This window comes from Pseudomonas sp. X10 (assembly GCF_054889225.1).
Genome location: NZ_CM142677.1, coordinates 5,179,057 through 5,192,643, shown reverse-complemented (window position 1 = coordinate 5,192,643; position 13,587 = coordinate 5,179,057). Strand labels below are relative to the sequence as shown.

The 13,587-nt window shown below is 63.9% G+C and carries 13 protein-coding genes and 1 riboswitch; of the genes, 8 read left to right on the top strand and 5 right to left on the bottom strand.

All coding sequences use genetic code 11. From position 1 onward, the window contains the following. Positions 1 to 8: 8 nt before the first annotated feature. From ACYU03_RS23635 to ACYU03_RS23625, 3 genes are read right to left on the bottom strand one after another with little or no spacing between them, the layout of a single operon-like run. Positions 9 to 821, bottom strand: coding sequence for an aldo/keto reductase (locus tag ACYU03_RS23635; RefSeq protein WP_461887026.1), 813 nt, complete (start codon positions 819 to 821; stop codon positions 9 to 11). After that, positions 818 to 1,993: an NAD(P)/FAD-dependent oxidoreductase gene (locus ACYU03_RS23630; protein WP_461887025.1), complete on the bottom strand. Its 1,176-nt coding sequence runs from the start codon at positions 1,991 to 1,993 to the stop codon at positions 818 to 820. Before ACYU03_RS23630 ends, ACYU03_RS23635 begins: the two co-directional genes overlap by 4 nt. A gap of 53 nt (positions 1,994 to 2,046) precedes the next feature. Further along, entirely contained in the window at positions 2,047 to 2,379 is a 333-nt protein-coding gene (locus ACYU03_RS23625) for a DMT family transporter (RefSeq protein WP_461887024.1), read from the bottom strand. An 89-nt stretch (positions 2,380 to 2,468) separates the two neighbouring features. Between ACYU03_RS23625 and ACYU03_RS23620 the strand changes: the two genes are divergently transcribed. Further along, on the top strand, positions 2,469 to 3,359 hold the full coding sequence (locus tag ACYU03_RS23620; RefSeq protein ID WP_461887023.1) for a LysR family transcriptional regulator: 891 nt from the start codon (positions 2,469 to 2,471) through the stop codon (positions 3,357 to 3,359). 14 nt (positions 3,360 to 3,373) lie between these two features. Further along, entirely contained in the window at positions 3,374 to 4,642 is a 1,269-nt protein-coding gene (gene waaA / locus ACYU03_RS23615) for a lipid IV(A) 3-deoxy-D-manno-octulosonic acid transferase (protein ID WP_461887022.1), read from the top strand. A 145-nt stretch (positions 4,643 to 4,787) separates the two neighbouring features. Here waaA and ACYU03_RS23610 read toward each other — a convergent pair whose 3' ends face one another. Continuing rightward, positions 4,788 to 6,224 carry a TolC family outer membrane protein gene (locus ACYU03_RS23610; RefSeq protein WP_461887021.1) on the bottom strand — a complete coding sequence of 479 codons (1,437 nt, stop codon included), beginning with the start codon at positions 6,222 to 6,224 and terminating at the stop codon, positions 4,788 to 4,790. A gap of 160 nt (positions 6,225 to 6,384) precedes the next feature. Continuing rightward, positions 6,385 to 6,491, top strand: a riboswitch (TPP riboswitch). Positions 6,492 to 6,646: 155 nt separating this feature from the next. On the opposite strand from ACYU03_RS23610, the gene thiC reads away from it, so the two are divergent. Together thiC and cytX are read left to right on the top strand one after the other, a co-directional pair. Continuing rightward, positions 6,647 to 8,533 carry a phosphomethylpyrimidine synthase ThiC gene (gene thiC, locus ACYU03_RS23605; protein WP_461887020.1) on the top strand — a complete coding sequence of 629 codons (1,887 nt, stop codon included), beginning with the start codon at positions 6,647 to 6,649 and terminating at the stop codon, positions 8,531 to 8,533. A 115-nt stretch (positions 8,534 to 8,648) separates the two neighbouring features. Next, positions 8,649 to 9,932 (top strand): putative hydroxymethylpyrimidine transporter CytX, encoded by a 1,284-nt coding sequence (gene cytX, locus ACYU03_RS23600; protein ID WP_461887019.1) that lies wholly within the window; start codon positions 8,649 to 8,651, stop codon positions 9,930 to 9,932. On the opposite strand, the gene ACYU03_RS23595 is transcribed toward cytX, so the two are convergent. Next, positions 9,901 to 10,647 (bottom strand): RsiV family protein, encoded by a 747-nt coding sequence (locus ACYU03_RS23595; protein WP_461887018.1) that lies wholly within the window; start codon positions 10,645 to 10,647, stop codon positions 9,901 to 9,903. The two genes, cytX and ACYU03_RS23595, sit on opposite strands and share 32 nt — an antisense overlap. Before the next feature lie 185 nt (positions 10,648 to 10,832). On the opposite strand from ACYU03_RS23595, the gene ACYU03_RS23590 reads away from it, so the two are divergent. The 4 genes from ACYU03_RS23590 to ACYU03_RS23575 all read left to right on the top strand — a co-directional run bounded on the left by ACYU03_RS23590 (position 10,833) and on the right by ACYU03_RS23575 (position 13,580). Beyond that, entirely contained in the window at positions 10,833 to 11,450 is a 618-nt protein-coding gene (locus tag ACYU03_RS23590) for an NUDIX domain-containing protein (protein ID WP_461887017.1), read from the top strand. Beyond that, positions 11,441 to 11,893: a DUF1249 domain-containing protein gene (locus ACYU03_RS23585; protein ID WP_461887016.1), complete on the top strand. Its 453-nt coding sequence runs from the start codon at positions 11,441 to 11,443 to the stop codon at positions 11,891 to 11,893. The genes ACYU03_RS23590 and ACYU03_RS23585 overlap by 10 nt, the downstream gene beginning before the upstream one ends. 84 nt (positions 11,894 to 11,977) lie before the next feature. Beyond that, positions 11,978 to 12,793: a 3',5'-cyclic-AMP phosphodiesterase gene (gene cpdA, locus ACYU03_RS23580; RefSeq protein ID WP_461887015.1), complete on the top strand. Its 816-nt coding sequence runs from the start codon at positions 11,978 to 11,980 to the stop codon at positions 12,791 to 12,793. Between the two features lie 178 nt (positions 12,794 to 12,971). Continuing rightward, the gene (locus ACYU03_RS23575) at positions 12,972 to 13,580 is read left to right on the top strand and encodes a YqiA/YcfP family alpha/beta fold hydrolase (RefSeq protein WP_461887014.1); all 609 of its coding nucleotides are present in this window, start codon (positions 12,972 to 12,974) and stop codon (positions 13,578 to 13,580) included. Positions 13,581 to 13,587 lie beyond the last annotated feature (7 nt).

Sequence of the window (13,587 nt, the reverse complement as noted above, 5' to 3'; positions counted from 1 at the left end):
TTCGCGGCTCAGTGCTGGCCCAGGATGCGGGCTACCGTGGCCACGTTGTGGGCCAGGTGCAACGGATTGATGGTGCCGACAATAGCACTGCTGACTCCGGGGTGGGCAAACAGCAGTTCGAAGCTGGCCTGTACCGGGTCGACCCCGGGCGCCAGGCAGATATGCCCGCTGGCCAGGGCTTTCTTCACCAGGATGGCCTTGCCATGTTCGGCGGCATAGTCCAGCACCGGGCGCTCCGCCTGCTCATTGAGGTTGTAGGTGACCATGGCGCAGTCCCCTTGCTCCAAGGCTTTCAGACCTCCGGCGGCGGTCTTGCCGGAGAAGCCGAAACCGCGGATCTTGCCTTCCTGCTTGAGCGCAGCGAGGGTCGCGTAGACCTCTTCCTGTTCGAGGATCGCCAGATCGTTGCCGTCGGAGTGGACCAGCACCAGGTCGATGCAATCGGTCTCCAGGCGCTTGAGACTGCGCTCCACCGACAGGCGGGTATGGTCGGCACTGAAGTCGAACCTGGAGTGGCCGTCGTCGAACTCTTCACCCACCTTGCTGACGATCACCCACTCATCGCGTTGGCCACGTAGCAGAGGGCCCAGGCGTTCTTCACTACGGCCATAGGCTGGCGCGGTGTCGATCAGGTTGATGCCCAGCTCGCGGGCCTGGGCCAGCAATAGATGGGCCTCGTCGTCGCCGGGAATGGTGAAGCCGGTGGGGTACTTTACGCCCTGGTCACGTCCGAGCTTGACCGTGCCCAAACCCAGCGGCGAGACCTTGAGACCGGTGCTGCCCAGAGGGCGATGGAAATCGTGCAGGGTTGGCAGGCTCATGGCAGCAATTGCTCCCAGGCCGGGACGCCGATGGGCGGGCGTGGCAGGTCGGAGAGGTCAGCTTGGGCGACCGGGCGGATACCGTCGCGCTCCAGTGCTGCCAGCACGCGGTCGGCGAAATCCGGCGCCAGCGCCAGCTTGGTCGGCCAGCCCACCAGCAGGCGTTGTTGTTCGGCAAGGAAGGCATTGTCGGGGCGTACCAGGCCCGATTGGGCTGGTTCGGCGCGGTCGATACGCACGGTGGCCCAGCGGACCTGACTGAGGTCGAGCCAAGGCAGCAGGCTGGCGACTTCCTTCTGCGCTGCGGCAATCTGCGCGGCCGGTTCGCGGGCCACGCCCTCGGCTTCGGCCAGGTCGCCGCCAAGGTACCAGACCCACTGGCCATCGTTGGCCGGATGGGTTGTCACGGTGATGCGTGGCTTGGGCCCGCCACCCAGGCAGTGGGCATACAGCGGTTTCAGGCTCGGGCCCTTGGCCATGACCATGTGCAGCGGCCGGAGTTGCATGGCTGGCTGGCTCAGCCCTAGCTCATGGAGCAGATCGGCCGTGCCGGCACCTGCACTGAGGACGATACGCTGGGCGCGAATCTCGCGGCCATCGACGTTCAGGCCAACCAGCTCGCCGCCCTCGCGTAGCGGTTCGATCCGCTCGCCGGCCAGCAGGCTGTCGCCAGCCAGTGCGGCCAGGCTGTGCAGCAGGCTGGGAACGTCGATGACCAGTTCCGCCAGGCGATAGACCTTGCCCTTGAAGGCGCGGTCCTGCAGGGCAGGGGGTAACTGGTCACCCTTGACCTGGTCGACCCGGCCACGCACCGCCTTGCTGGCGAAGAAACTGGTGAGGTTGCCCGCCAGGGTACCGGGCGACCACAGGTAATGGGCATCGGAAAGCAGGCGCACATCGCGCAGGTCCAGCTCACCTGTGCCGGCAATCGCCTCGCGCCAGCGCCGAGGCATGTCGGCGATGGCTTCCGAGGCACCGGTCAGGGCGCCATGCAGGGCGTACTTGGCGCCGCCATGGATGATGCCCTGGGATTTGATGGTCTGCTCGCCACCGAGGCTGGCGCGTTCCACCAAGACCGTCGAATAGCCCAGCCGGCGTAACCGGGCGTTGAGCCAGAGGCCTGCGACCCCGGCGCCGACGATCAGGACGTCAGTGGAAATGGCAGATGGCATGCATGGACCTCACAAGCTGGGACAGACACCCAGTATACAGGCTGTGAGGCGAATCAATGGCCGGCGGTTTTCGAGAACACCTGGATCACGACCACGCCTCCGACGATCATGGCCATGCCGAGCATGGCCGGAGTGTCCAGCTTCTGCCCATAGATGATCAAAGCCGCCACACTGATCAGGACGATGCCCAGGCCTGACCAGATGGCATAGGCAATGCCCACGGGAATGCTGCGCACCACCAGGGTCAGCATCCAGAACGCCACGGTATAGCCGCAGACCATCAGCAGCAGCGGTAGTGGCGTGCTCAGGCCTTTGACCGCTTTCATCGAGGCAGTGGCGACGACTTCGGCGCAGATGGCGATGGCCAGGTAGGTGTAGGCGTTCATGGGGGATGGTCCTCGGTTGCTAGGCAGGCATTTTAGGCATTACCTGGATGGGGTAAAGTCATTACCTATCTTTAATGGAGATAGGTTGCATGGCGGAGCATTGGAATCTGGAGCAACTGCGCCTCTTTGTGCGGGTGGCCGAGTTACGTTCGTTCTCGGCTGTCGCTCGCGAGCAGCGCAAAGCGCAGTCAGCAGTGAGCAGCGCCATCGCCCTGCTGGAGGCGGACCTGGGCGTCACCCTGTTCGAGCGCAGCAGTGGCCGTCAGCCCCGCCTGACCGAAAAGGGCGCCGCCTTGCTGGAAGATGCCCGCGAACTGCTGCGCCAGTGCGAGCGCCTGGACGGTCGGGCGCTGGCGCTGATGCGTGGGCAGGAGGCCTTGCTGCGGGTGGCCCAGGATGAAGCCATGCCTTATCAGCCAGTGATCGACAGCCTTGATGAGCTGGCCACCCGCTTCCCTTTGCTCGAAGTGCAACTGGCCAGCGGCGCTCAAGGCGATGTGGCGCGCAAATTGGTAGAACGTCGCGCTGACCTGGGGCTGTTCTTCCACCATGAGCGCATGCCCGCGTCCTTGGAGCGCCGGGCCCTGGGCAGCGTGGAAATGGTCACGGTTTGCGCCGTGGATCATCCACTGGCCGGCGAGCCGCGGGTCACCCGCCAGCAACTGGCCCGCTACCGTCAGTTATTGATCACACCGCAGCAGAGCGACTACCCGGGCGGCGAAGCGATCAGTCCGCAGATCTGGCGCGCGGACAGTTTCTACGCCATGGCCGAATTGTTGATGCGTGGCCTGGGCTGGGCCTGGTTGCCGCGGCATGTGGTGCAGTACCCGACGTACCAGACGCAGATGGTCGAGTTGCCCAGCGAGTGGCGACCGCCGGCCCTGGTGGTGGAGCTGGCCTGGCGCCGCGACGAACCTTTGGGCCCTGCGGCACAATGGCTGGCCGAGCGCTTCGCTGTGCACTTGAGAGCCATAGGCTAGTACACTGCACCACCATGAATAGACCCCTCTATACCCTGCTGTTTCACCTGGGCCTGCCGCTGGTTGCGCTGCGCCTGTTCCTGCGTGCGCGCAAGGCTCCAGCCTACGGCCAGCGGATTGCCGAGCGCTTCGCCTTCAAGCTGCCATCGATGCAACAGGGCGGTATCTGGGTTCATGCTGTGTCGGTGGGCGAAAGTATCGCTGCTGCGCCCATGGTGCGGGCCCTGCTGCAGGCGTACCCAGATTTGCCGATCACCATTACCTGCATGACCCCGACCGGTTCGGAGCGAATCCGCGCCCTGTTCGGCAACGAGCCGCGTATCCAGCACTGCTACCTACCCTATGATCTGCCATGGGCATCCGGCCGTTTCCTCGACCATATCCGTCCACGCCTGGGCATCATCATGGAAACCGAGCTGTGGCCCAACCATATCCACCAGTGCGTCAAGCGCGGCATCCCGGTGGCCCTGGCCAATGCCCGGCTGTCTGAGCGCTCCGCCCGGGGCTATGCACGTTTCGCCGGGCTGACCCGGCCAATGCTTGCCGAGATGAGCCTGATCGCCGTGCAGACCGAGGCTGAGGCCGAGCGCTTCCGCAACCTGGGCGCACGTCCCGAGAGCGTGCAGGTGACAGGCTCGATCAAATTCGACCTGAAGATCGACGAACAACTTCTGCCTCGCGCCCGGCAATTGCGCGAGCAGTGGGGCGCTGTGCAGCGCCCGGTGTGGATCGCGGCGAGCACCCATGAAGGCGAGGACGCGGTGATCCTGGCTGCCCATCAGCAACTGCTCCAGAGCCATGGCGATGCCTTGCTGATCCTGGTGCCTCGGCATCCGGAGCGTTTCGATTCGGTGCATGCGCAGTGCCGTGAGCAATTCGCCACGGTGCGGCGCTCCTCCGGCGCGGCAGTCGAGGCGCAAACCCAGGTGCTGCTTGGCGACACCATGGGCGAGTTGCTGTTCCTCTATGCGCTGGCCGACATTGCCTTCGTCGGTGGCAGCCTGGTGCCCAACGGCGGGCACAACCTGCTGGAGCCGGCGGCCTTGTCATTGCCGGTGATCAGTGGGCCGCACCTGTTCAACTTCCTGGAGATCGCTGCGATGCTGCGCGAGGCGGGCGCCTTACAGGAGGTCGACGATGCCGAAGGCCTGGCCACGGCGGTGCGCCGGTTGATCGAACTGCCCCAGGATGCCCAGCGCATGGGGGAGGCGGGCAGGGCGGTGATGCAGGCCAACCAGGGGGCGTTGCAGCGCTTGCTGGATGGGCTGGGGCGCTTGATCTAGAGCGAGTAGGAGCCAGCGGTCGAGGGCAACGCCCTCGCCTTGCTGACTTGCTGCCTGCACTGGCCCATCACGGACCAGTCTGGCGCCGAATCGGCGTACCGGTAGAGCGGCGATCACACGCCTCAGGTGAGTGATTGGCGGTCCTTCACGGCCGCCGCTCGAAGTTCTTCGCCGCCGCTTCCGCCAGGTCCGGTGGCAGGAAGTCCTTGTCCGGGTTGTAGTCGGCCTTCAGGTAGCGACCCAGATCCTGCAGGTCCTGGGGGCTCAGGGTGCCGGCAGCTTGCTTCAGGCGCAGGTTGTCGAGGATGTAGTCGTAGCGGCTGTTGTTGTAGTCGCGAACCGAGGTGTACAGCTGGCGCTGTGCATCCAGCACGTCGACGATGTTGCGGGTGCCGACCTGGTAGCCGATCTCGGTGGCTTCCAAGGCACTCTGGTTGGAAATGATCGACTGTTTGCGCGCCTGCACTTGCTCTACATCGGTGTTCACCGCGCGGTGCAGGTTACGGGTGTTTTCCACCACCTGGCGGCGTAGGCTTTCGCGCTGTTGCTCGGTCTGGTTCAGGCGCTGGTAGGCCTCGCGGACCTGGGAGCTGGTCAGGCCGCCGCTGTAGATCGGGATGTTCAACTGCAGGCCGATACTGGTCTGCTCCACATCGCCACTGTAGCGTACGCCGGGCTGCGGCGCGGGGTTGGTGAAGCCAAGGTTGTCATTGTCGCCCCGCTGGTAGCGGGCCACTGCATCGAGGGTCGGGGCGTGGCCGGCCTTGCGTTGGCGCAGGGTCTCCTCGGCTGCAGTGACAGCGTGGTTGGTGGCCAGCAGGTTGAGGTTCTGGCGTGCGGCGGTCTCGACCCAGGCCTTGGCGTCGTTGGGCGTCGGCACCTGCACGGGCAAGGTGTGAACTACGCCTTGCAGCGAGCCGTACTCGCGGTTGGTCAGTGTCACCAGCGCTTCGAAGGCATCCTGCACCTGGCGCTCGGCGATGATCCGGTTGGCGCGGGCGGTGTCGTAGCTGGCCTGTGACTGCAGTACGTCGGTCTTGTCCGAGAGGCCGACATCGAAGCGTTCGTTGGATTGGTCGAGCTGGCGCTTGAAGGCCGCTTCTTCGGCCTTGGTCGAGGCCAGATTGTCCTGGGCGCGGAGCACTGCGAAGTAGCTCTCGGCGCTCTGCAGGATCAGGTTCTGCTCGGTCGCCGACAGTTCAAGGGCCGCTTGCTCGTTGACCGCTTCGGCCGCTTGCAACTGGAACCAGCGGTCGGCGCGGAAGATCGGCTGGGACAGGGTGGCGCTCCAGGCACTGCCGCTGCGGTTGGAGGTGATCGACGGTTCATCGAGCTTGGTGCGAGTGTTCATCATCTCGGCGCCGGCCGACAGATTCGGCAGCAGACCTGCGCGGGCTTGCGGGACGACTTCGCGGCGTGCGCCGTAATCGGCGCGGGCTGCGGCCAGGTCGGCGTTGTTGCCGACCGCTTCCTGATAGACGCTGACCAGGTCGGTCTTCACTGTCGTGGGCACATCCACTGCCCAGGCCACTCCATTGGAAGCACAAGACACGGCAATGGCCAGTGAGAGTTTGCGCAGCATAGGCAATCCTTGAACGAGTAAGAGAATTTCTGAACTGATGAGTATCGCGCGACAGGCAGTGTAGTGGTGCCGGCACCCGGCAACAATCCACCCTTTGCGCCATTCATCATCCCTGTGCTTGCACGCTTGGCTTTGATGACCACTCCAGTCTAGACTGGGCGCGTTCTTGTCGGGGTGCCTTGAAGCAAAGGCTGAGATCGGAAAGTTCCGGATCCCGTTGAACCTGATCAGGTTAGCGCCTGCGTAGGGAACAAGATTTCTCGCTTTCCCGGCGAGTCTCTTGTGCCAGGTCCGGGAATGTCGAACAGCTCGCAAGCTCAAGGCACACCGCGTATCCGGCACTGCACCATCACTGGTGTGTCCGCGTCTTTCAGGTTCTCCCCCGACATTCCACTGCTAGGAAGCCGTCTGGAGAGCCTGTGATGAGTAAACAAGAAAAAACGATCAACCTGAGCGAGTCCGCCCAGGTCGACCAGCAGTCCGTGCAACCCTTCACCCGTTCGCGCAAGGTTTATGTCGAAGGTTCGCGCCCTGACATCCGTGTGCCGATGCGCGAGATCAGCCTGGACGACACTCCCACCGACTTCGGCGGTGAAGCCAATGCCCCTGTGCTGGTTTACGACACTTCCGGCCCTTACACCGACCCTGAGGTCATCATCGACGTGCGTAAAGGCCTGGGCGATGTGCGCTCGGCCTGGATCGACGCCCGCGGCGACACCGAACGCCTGGCCGGCCTGAGCTCGAACTTCGGCCAGCAGCGGCTGAACGACGCCGAGCTGACCAAGCTGCGCTTCGCCCACGTACGTAACCCGCGCCGGGCCAAGACCGGTGCCAACGTCAGCCAGATGCACTATGCGCGCAAGGGCATCATCACCGCTGAGATGGAATACGTCGCCATCCGCGAGAACATGAAGCTGCAGGAAGCCCGCGCCGCCGGCTTGCTTGACCAGCAGCACCCAGGCCACAGTTTCGGCGCCAGCATCCCGAAGGAAATTACCCCCGAGTTCGTCCGCGAGGAAATCGCCCGCGGCCGCGCGATCATCCCGGCGAACATCAACCACACCGAGCTTGAGCCGATGATCATCGGCCGCAACTTCCTAGTGAAGATCAACGGCAACATCGGCAACAGCGCCTTGGGTTCCTCCATCGAGGAAGAGGTGGCCAAGCTGACCTGGGGTATCCGCTGGGGCTCGGACACGGTCATGGACCTGTCCACTGGCAAGCACATCCACGAGACCCGCGAGTGGATCATCCGCAACTCGCCGGTACCGATCGGCACCGTGCCGATCTACCAGGCCCTGGAGAAGGTTGGTGGCGTTGCCGAGGACCTGACCTGGGAGCTGTTCCGCGACACCCTGATCGAACAGGCCGAGCAGGGTGTGGACTACTTCACTATCCACGCCGGGGTGCTGCTGCGCTACGTGCCGCTGACCGCCAAGCGGGTCACCGGCATCGTCAGCCGTGGCGGCTCGATCATGGCCAAGTGGTGTCTTGCGCATCACAAGGAGAACTTCCTCTATACCCACTTCGAGGAAATCTGCGAAATCATGAAGGCCTACGACGTCAGCTTCTCGCTGGGCGATGGCCTGCGTCCCGGCTCGATCGCCGACGCGAATGACGAGGCGCAGTTCGGTGAGCTGGAAACCCTTGGCGAGTTGACCAAGATCGCCTGGAAGCATGATGTGCAGTGCATGATCGAAGGCCCGGGCCACGTGCCGATGCAATTGATCAAGGAGAACATGGACAAGCAGCTGGAGTGCTGCGACGAGGCGCCGTTCTATACCCTCGGCCCGCTGACCACCGACATCGCTCCAGGCTACGACCACATTACCTCCGGGATCGGTGCGGCGATGATCGGCTGGTTCGGTTGCGCCATGCTTTGCTATGTGACGCCGAAGGAGCACCTTGGCCTGCCGAACAAGGACGACGTCAAGACCGGCATCATCACCTACAAGATTGCCGCCCATGCCGCCGACCTCGCCAAAGGCCATCCTGGCGCGCAGATCCGTGACAACGCGTTGTCCAAGGCGCGTTTCGAGTTCCGCTGGGAAGACCAGTTCAACCTCGGCCTGGATCCGGACACCGCGCGGGCCTTCCACGACGAGACCCTGCCCAAGGAGTCGGCCAAGGTCGCGCACTTCTGCTCCATGTGCGGGCCGAAGTTCTGCTCGATGAAGATCACCCAGGAAGTGCGTGAGTACGCCGCCAACCAGCGCATCGCGGCGGTGGACGTGGCGGTCGAGGATGGCATGCGTGAGCAGGCCGAGCGGTTCCGCCAGGAAGGCAGCCAGTTGTACCAGAAGGTTTGATCCAGAGGCCAATGGCCGCATCGCGGGCAAGCCCGCTTCTACAGGCCCAGTGAACCTGTAGGGGCGGGCTTGCCCGCGATAGGGTTTCCCCAATAATCCTGTCGAGCACTGCACCGTGACCACACCCAGTCATTTCTCCCCAAATCATCCGGTCCCCGCCAGCCAACGCCTGTTTGGCGCCCGTGACCTGTTCGTCCTGTGGTTTTCCCTAGGTACCGGCCTGATGGTCCTGCAGGTCGGGGGCATGCTCGCCCCTGGCCTGGGCCTGGCCGGCGCTTTGCTGGCGATCTTCCTAGGTACTGCCGTTGGCGTGTTGTTGCTGGCGGCGGCCGGAGTGATCGGCAGCGACACTGGCCTGTCGGCGATGGGTACCTTGCGTCTGACCCTGGGGGGACATGGCGTGCGTTTACCGGCGCTGCTCAACCTGCTGCAACTGATCGGTTGGGGGTCGTTCGAGATCATCGTCATGCGTGATGCGGCCAGCTTGCTGGGCGCCCGTGCGTTTGGCGAGGGCAGTCTGTGGACCAGCCCGTTGCTGTGGACCCTGTGCTTCGGTGCCTTGGCAACCCTGCTGGCGATCTGCGGCCCGCTGACCTTCGTGCGCAAGGTCTTGCGCAAATGGGGGATCTGGCTACTGCTCGGCGCCTGCTTGTGGCTGACCTGGAACCTGTTCGCCAAGGCCGATCTGGCGGCGCTCTGGGCTCGCACTGGGGATGGCTCGCTGTCACTGGCGGTCGGTTTCGACATCGCCATCGCCATGCCGTTGTCCTGGTTGCCGCTGATCGCCGACTATTCGCGCTTCGCCCGAGGGGCTGGCCGGGTGTTCGCTGGTACAGCACTGGGTTATTTCATCGGTAACTGCTGGCTGATGAGCCTGGGTGTGGCCTATACCCTGGCTTTCGCGCCGAGCGGCGAAGTCAATGCGCTATTGCTGGCGTTGGCCGGTGCTGGCCTGGGCATCCCGCTGCTGCTGATTCTGCTGGACGAGTCGGAGAACGCTTTCGCCGACATTCACTCGGCGGCCGTATCCACTGGCTTGCTGGTGCGTATCAAGGTCGAGCATCTGGCCCTGGCCATCGGCGCGCTCTGCACCCTGATCGCTTGCCTGGCGCCGCTGGCGCAGTACGAGAACTTCCTGCTGCTGATCGGCTCGCTGTTCGCACCGCTGTTCGGTGTGGTGCTGATGGACCATTTCGTCATCCGTCGGCGGCGTCTGCCGGCGACGGTCAACGGCCTGCACTGGGGGGCGTTGCTGGCCTGGGCGGTAGGTGTCGTCGCCTACCACTTGTTAGCCAACTATGCCTCCGATGTGGGGGCAACCCTGCCGGCGCTGTTGCTGGCAGGGGTGTTGCACGGGCTGTTCTGCCTTAGCCGCGGCCGGGAAACAGCTCCGGCTTGATCACGCCATTGAGGCGCGGGTAGGGGATCTTCAGCTCGATGTGGCCCATGGAGTAGGGCGCGATGGCATAGACCTCGTACTTGAGCACCACCGCGCCATAGGTGAGGGCGACATGCGGGGTCTGGCGGAAGGGCCAGGTCTTGACGAACTCGGGGTCCTTGTCCATGCCGGTGCTGATCAGCCAGGCGCGGTGGGACTCCTCGGCGGTCTTCCAGAAGGTCGCCTCCTGTCCGGGCACCAGCATGTCCTGCAGGGTCAGTACCTTGTCCAGCTTGCGTGAATAGTTGATGAAGCCGCGGCCAGGCATGCCGTGGGCGCCGCCACTGTCCAGGTAACTGGACAGCTCGACGATCACCAGGCCGTCATGCTGCTCGCGTACCTTAGCTTGCAGGTAGCTGCTGTTGCGCTTATCGGCGGTGCGCAGGTATTGCTCTTCATAGGCCTTGAGCGAGGCGGGCGGGGTGCCGCGCTGGTTATCCTCGGTCAGTTGCAGCAGGCGTTTTTCGACGATGGCGTCGAGCTTGGGCAGCGCCGGGAAATGGACGGTGTCGATGTTCACCAGTGGGCAGTCGCTTTCGCTGCAGTCGGGCTTGATGTGCTCCCAGGCTTCGCGCTTGACCTCCATCGGCGCGCGCAGGTTGGGTTGGAACAGGCTCTGGCAGGCGCCCAGGGCCAGTGCCAGCACGGCCACGGAAGTCACTTTGGCGAACGTCATGATGATCCTTGTAAGGCAAAGGTTGTCGGGCTTGGACCGTCGGCGGGGCCTTCAGTTCGCCACTAAGCTGAACAGAGCAGCGGTGGCCTATCCTCGCAGCCCCAACGGTATCTTTAAAGGGGTGAAACGCAACGATACGCAGAGTAGGATGGCGCGATGCGGCGAATGAGGTAACGAGGATTCCCATGTCAGATACGTTGAATTCAGTGCCCAAGGCGGTCGAGATCGTCGAGCGGGCCAACTGCTTCGAGGGCTTCTACAGGCTCGACAAGGTGCGCCTGCGCCATGAACTGTTCGCCGGTGGTATGGGGCGCGAGATCAGCCGTGAACTCTTCGTGCGCCATGATGCGGTGTGCGTGCTGCCTTATGATGCCCAGCGCGACGAGGTGGTGTTGATCGAGCAGTTCCGTGTCGGTGCCCTGGACAAGGTCGCCAACCCATGGCTGATCGAACTGGTGGCCGGGTTGATCGACAAGGACGAGCAGCCGGAAGAAGTTGCGCACCGCGAGGCGGAGGAGGAAGCTGGTCTTACGTTCAGTGCGCTATGGCCGATGACCCGCTATTTCCCATCGCCAGGTGGCAGCGACGAGTTCGTCCACCTGTTCCTGGGCCGTTGCAGCAGCGTCGGCGCCGGCGGGCTGCACGGGCTGGAAGAGGAGGGCGAGGACATTCGCGTCAAGGTATGGCCTTTCGAGGATGCCCTACAAGCGGTACGTGACGGCAGGATTGCCAATGCGGCCACCATCATCGCTCTGCAGTGGCTCGCATTGAATCGTTCGGAAGTCAGGGGGCTGTGGTCGTGAATCTCTTGCGCGAGCGCTACCGGGTCGACCTGGCCGGGCTGCAGGCAGCCTGCGAGGCCAACTACGCCCGGCTGATGCGCCTGCTGCCGGACATGCGCGCCACCCAGAGTTCACGGCGTATCGGCATGACCCAGGGCGACCAGATGCTCGGCGTGCTGGTGCTTGACGTGTTGTTGGCCTGCCCCTACACCACCACCTTGCGCGTGCGCCAGGAGCACAGCCTGCCCTGGCTACCGGTGCCGCAACTGGAAGTGCAGGTGTACCACGATGCGCGCATGGCCGAAGTGGTCAGCGCCGAGCACACCCGACGCCTGCACAGTATCTACCCTTACCCGAATGCCGCCATGCATCAGCCGGACGAGAAGGCCCAGCTCAACCTGTTCCTCGGTGAATGGTTGAGTCACTGCCTGGCTTGTGGGCATGAACTGGCGGTCGTGCGCTGAAAGATGAACCGGGCCGGTTTCGAGTGTTTGCTCGAAACCGGCTTGCCGCCATAATCGTGCTGAATCCGTTCGAGGAGACGGCCGTTGCCGCAGCCAACCCACTTCCAAGACCCGGCACCCGTGCATGTGGTGCAACTTTCCGACAGCCACCTGTTCGCCGAGGTGGGCGGTGCCCTGCTGGGAATGAATACCCGTGACAGCCTGCAACGGGTGGTCGCCCAGATCCGCCGCGAACAGCCGTGCATCGACTTGCTGCTGGCCACGGGCGATCTGTCCCAGGATGGCAGCGAGGCCTCCTATGACTGCTTCCGTCAACTGACCGATCCGCTCGGCGCCCCGGCGCGATGGCTTTCGGGCAACCATGACGAGACGCAAGTGATGGCGCGGGTGACCCAGGGTAGCGAGCTACGCCGGACGGTCACCGACATAGGCCAGTGGCGCATTGTCATGCTCGACTCGGCGGTGAGCGGCGCGACCCACGGCTGGCTGGACGATGAACAGCTCAAGCGGCTCGATGATGCCCTGAGCGATGCGCCGCAACGCCACTGCCTGGTGTGCTTCCATCACCAACCGGTGCCGATCGGTTGCGCCTGGATGGCGCCGATCGGCCTACGTAACGCCGACGCCTTGTTCGACGTATTGAAAGGCTACCCTCAGGTGCGCGCGCTGCTGTGGGGGCACATCCACCAGGAGTGGGACCAGCACCGCGATGGCCTGCGCCTGTTGGCCTCGCCATCCACCTGCATCCAGTTCGCCCCGGGCAGCGATGACTTCAAGGTCAGCGAAGAGAAGCCTGGCTACCGCTGGCTGCGCCTGCATGCCGACGGACGGCTGGAGACGGGGGTGTCGCGGGTCGAGGACTTCGAGGTGCGGCTGGATTTCGACAGCGGTGGTTACTGAGGTGGTGCCGCTATGCGGCCCAGCGCGACACAAGGCTGCTCCTGCACGGGCTGCGCAGCAGGCCGTCGCGAATGTGTTGCGAAAAGCCCGAAGCTGCGCCAATGCCCCTCGAACAGGCTACACTGCGCGTCCTTGCGCCCGCTTCAATGGGTGCGCAACCGCAGTTTCCGGGGGCAGCATGTCGGGTTCGATCCTCTATATCCATGGTTTCAACAGTTCGCCGCTGTCGCGCAAGGCCCAGCAACTGAGTGCCGTGATGCAACAGCTGGGTCTGACGGATCAACTGCGGGTCCCGGCCTTGCACCATCATCCGCGCCAGGCCGTCGCCCAACTGGAGGCCGCCATCGCCGAACTGGATACGCCCTTGCTGGTCGGCAGTTCGCTTGGCGGCTACTATGCCACCCATCTGGCCGAGCGCCACGGCCTCAAGGCCCTGCTGATCAACCCGGCGGTCAACCCGCACCGGCTGTTCGATGGCTTCCTTGGCACCCAGCAGAACCTGTATACCGGTGAAGCCTGGGAGCTGACCCTGGACCATGTACAGGCCCTGGCCGAGTTGGAAGTCGCACCGCCGCAGGATGCCGGCCGCTATCAAGTGTGGTTGCAGACAGCCGATGAAACCCTGGATTATCGCCAGGCCGAGCGCTTCTACCGCGCCTGCGCTCTGCGTATCCAGGCGGGCGGCGATCACGGCTTCCAGGGATTTGCCGAGCGCCTGCCGGCCCTTTTGAGTTTTGCCGGTATTGCCCGCGGGCAGTATTCAGCGCTCGATTTTTCTGTATTTTGATTTTTTG